Consider the following 3099-nt stretch of genomic DNA (forward strand, 5'->3'; position numbering starts at 1 on the left):
CGACAACGGCCGCCCTCGGCATGATCAACGAACGCGCGAAGAGTCAGATCCCGGGTTTGGGCTACACGGTCACCTATGCCATCAGCAACACGCTTTTGACCATCTGGGGGATGATCATCGTGATGATGCTGGCCTGACGCGCCGGGCGATCCGTTGCCGGCCGCAAAGCTCGCCCTAACTTCCATGAGCGCTCACTTCCATAAACCCTCACTTCCATGAGCAAGAACCCGAATGGAGACCGCACTATGAAGACCTTCGCAATCGCCATGCTCCTGATGCTCGGCGCCGGAAGCGCCATGGCCGCAGAGACATCGTGCACCACGCAAGCGACCGACAAAAAGCTCGCGGGCGCGGCAAAGACAAGCTTCATGACCAAGTGCGAGCGGGACATGAAAACCTCTTGCGACACGCAAGCTTCGGAAAAGAAGCTGAACGGCGCCGCCAAGACGAGTTTCACCAACAAATGTGTGCGCGATTCTGTCGGGATGTGACCCGAGCAGTCGGTACAACCCCGATCGAGGCGAAGAAGGATAACGAGTGCAATGGCGACATCCAGAAAATCCGAACGTCACACGTTGACGAGCGACGAATTCGATCTCGTCCAACAGACACATTATCCCGCCCTCTCCGAACTGGAGACGGATGAGTTCACGAAGGTCATCAAGCTGGTGCGCGAACGCCGCGACCGCGTACGCACCCAGGCGAATGATCGGCGTCGCGACTTGCGGCGTCAGGGACACGGCCGGACGACCACCGCGGAAGGCGAGCGTGGGTTGACGAGGCGCGCCTCCATCCTCGGCGAGGCGGTCACCCGTCTGAACAACGAGCATGCCCGTCGCAACGCCAAGAAACGCCTGCAACAGAGCGCACGCCAGGCCCTCGATCTCAAACGTTCCTCGGCCACGGGAAAGAACCCCGCTTCAGGCACGACTGCCAGCAGGGGCATGAAGCGGAAGGAAAACGCCAAGACCGCGGATATCGGCAGCCCGATGCACAAGGGCCGCGTTTCTCAAGCAGGCAAGGTCGCACAAGCCAAAAAGGACGACCGCTAGGCTTTACTCACTCCAACCGTATCGGCCATCTGCGCCCCGCGGGCGCCGAGTGGCTGGTCTCGACCTTCCGTGGTGTCCGCCACGGTTTGATGTTCCATCTCGGCGTTGATCTCGGCGCCGAGAAGGATGATCGTCGTCGAGATCCAGATCCAGGTCATGAATCCGATGACGGCACCCAACGAGCCGTACGTCTCGTTGTAGTTTCCGAAACTCGCGACATACCAAGAGAAGAGCATCGAAACGACGAGCCAAAGAATGGCTGCGACGAGACTGCCCACGCTCACCCATTTCCATTCGGCCTTGTCCCGACTGGGGCCGTAGCGAAAGACGACCGCCAAACCGAGCACGACACATGTCAGAAGAGCGGGCCACCGGGCGATCGACAGAAACCATTCGTTTCCGGTGCCAAGTCCGACGAAATCAAGGACGATCGGAAGAACGATCACCGCGCCGATCGCAACCAGCAGAAACGCGATTGCGCCCAGTGTGAACGTCAGCGATATGAGATTGAGCTTCACGAAGCTTCGCTTTTCATCCTCCTCATAGACGACGTTGAGCGCGTCGATAAGAGATTTMATGCCGGCATTCGCGCTCCAGAGAGAGAGCACCAAACCGAAGATGAACCCGAAACCGAGCGCCCCTCCCCCATGCGACGCGATCCGCTTCACTTGATCGCCGATGATTTCAAGCCCGCCGGTCGGCAGGACGCCGGACAACAGGGTGAGGTGGTCCTGGATGGTCGACGGATCGGCGAACAAGCCATACATCGATACGAGAGCCGCGATCCCGGGGAACAGCGCCAGCAGTGCGTAGTAAGTGACCCCGGCGGCGACCGACATGATCCTGTCGTCGTTGAACTCCTCATACGTTCGCCAGAGAATGTCCTTCCAGCCCAAAGTGGGGATTTTCGTCGGCGTGTCGGCGGTGCGGCCGCGCCCCTCCTGTGCCACAGCCTCCTGGGGAACTGCATGCTGTTTCTCGGACGGACGCGGAGCGACCGAGCGCCCGCTGCGGCGATCCACAGGTCCATCATGAGGCGCCGGACGATGCCTGTCGTCACGCGCCACGAGCTTCATGACGGCCCAACCGGCGAGGACCGCCCACAACGTCGCCAACGCAGCCGGGGAGCGGATATCGCTTGAACGCTCTCGAATCGTACTCATGGGTGGTCTTCGGCGTCCTTGCAGCGTGACATACACCAAACGTAACAGCCGCCGCCGCCAGGGGTTCCAAAGTCACGCAGAGCCTGTCTCGACACCGAGACACCACGAGCAAATCCGGGACGTGGAGTGACCGCGTTGCGAGACGTCGCCCGCGGTCACTTTTGCTCGTCAGATCACAAAGAAGTCGGCGTTGGTGATGTTTTGAGGCGTGCCCGAGAGCGTCGCAAACTGCACTTGGGTAATGGCGCCATTCCCATCCGCATCGAAGAAGAGAGCGCCGGTCGTATTGTCGTAGATGATGCGCTCCGTGGCCGTCGTTGCGCTCGGACCGAAATGAAATGCGGTAGCGGCCAGGGCGCCCGTCGCCAAGCCAGAGAACACCGCGTCGTCGAGCTGGACGAGATCGACCCCGTGGCTGAAGTCGGCGACGGTGTCGACGTCGCCGCCAATGGCGGTCCTGAACGAGAACGCATCTCGTCCTGCTCCACCGATCAACACGTCGTTGCCGATATTGCCGATCAGCACGTCGTTGCCGCGACCACCGTTCAGGCGGTCATCGCCCGCGCCACCATTCAGGCGGTCGTTGCCGAGACTTCCTGAGAGGCGATCGTTGCCCGATCGGCCGTCCATCTGGTCATTCCCTGTCCCTCCAGACAGGACGTCGTTGCCCGACCCGCCATCCATCCGATCGTTGCCCGCGCCGCCGGACAGGACGTCGTTGCCGGATTCGCCATTCAATCGATCATTGCCGAAACTGCCGCTCAAGGTGTCGTTACCCGAGGCACCGTTCAGGCGATCGTTGCCGAGGCCTCCCAGAAGCCTGTCGTTGCCTGTGCCGCCCGAGAGGCGATCATTGCCGGTTCCTCCATCCAGAGTGTCGGCGC

General features: G+C 61.1%; 5 protein-coding genes. 3 read left to right on the forward strand and 2 right to left on the reverse strand.

From position 1 onward, the window contains the following. The 3 genes from AC1DT3_RS16385 to AC1DT3_RS16395 all read left to right on the forward strand — a co-directional run. Positions 1-137, forward strand: a 137-nt coding sequence (locus tag AC1DT3_RS16385; RefSeq protein WP_477466308.1) for an aspartate-alanine antiporter-like transporter, incomplete at its 5' end; no start/stop codon positions are given. Between the two features lie 108 nt (positions 138-245). Then, positions 246-491: a hypothetical protein gene (locus tag AC1DT3_RS16390; RefSeq protein WP_477466304.1), complete on the forward strand. Its 246-nt coding sequence runs from the start codon at positions 246-248 to the stop codon at positions 489-491. Positions 492-542: 51 nt separating this feature from the next. After that, positions 543-1052: a hypothetical protein gene (locus tag AC1DT3_RS16395; RefSeq protein ID WP_477466305.1), complete on the forward strand. Its 510-nt coding sequence runs from the start codon at positions 543-545 to the stop codon at positions 1050-1052. On the opposite strand, the gene AC1DT3_RS16400 is transcribed toward AC1DT3_RS16395, so the two are convergent. After that, positions 1049-2215, reverse strand: coding sequence for a YihY/virulence factor BrkB family protein (locus AC1DT3_RS16400; RefSeq protein WP_477466306.1), 1167 nt, complete (start codon positions 2213-2215; stop codon positions 1049-1051). The two genes, AC1DT3_RS16395 and AC1DT3_RS16400, sit on opposite strands and share 4 nt — an antisense overlap. 168 nt (positions 2216-2383) lie before the next feature. Continuing rightward, the coding region (locus AC1DT3_RS16405; protein ID WP_477466307.1) for a calcium-binding protein at positions 2384-3099 on the reverse strand (716 nt) is incomplete at its 5' end.

This window comes from Microvirga sp. P4_G7, from assembly GCF_056401005.1.

Excerpts from the sequence above, each read along its gene's own strand:
- AC1DT3_RS16390 (WP_477466304.1), top strand. The coding sequence starts at position 246 with ATGAAGACCTTCGCAATCGCCATGCTCCTGATGCTCGGCGCCGGAAGC.
- AC1DT3_RS16395 (WP_477466305.1), top strand. The coding sequence starts at position 543 with ATGGCGACATCCAGAAAATCCGAACGTCACACGTTGACGAGCGACGAA.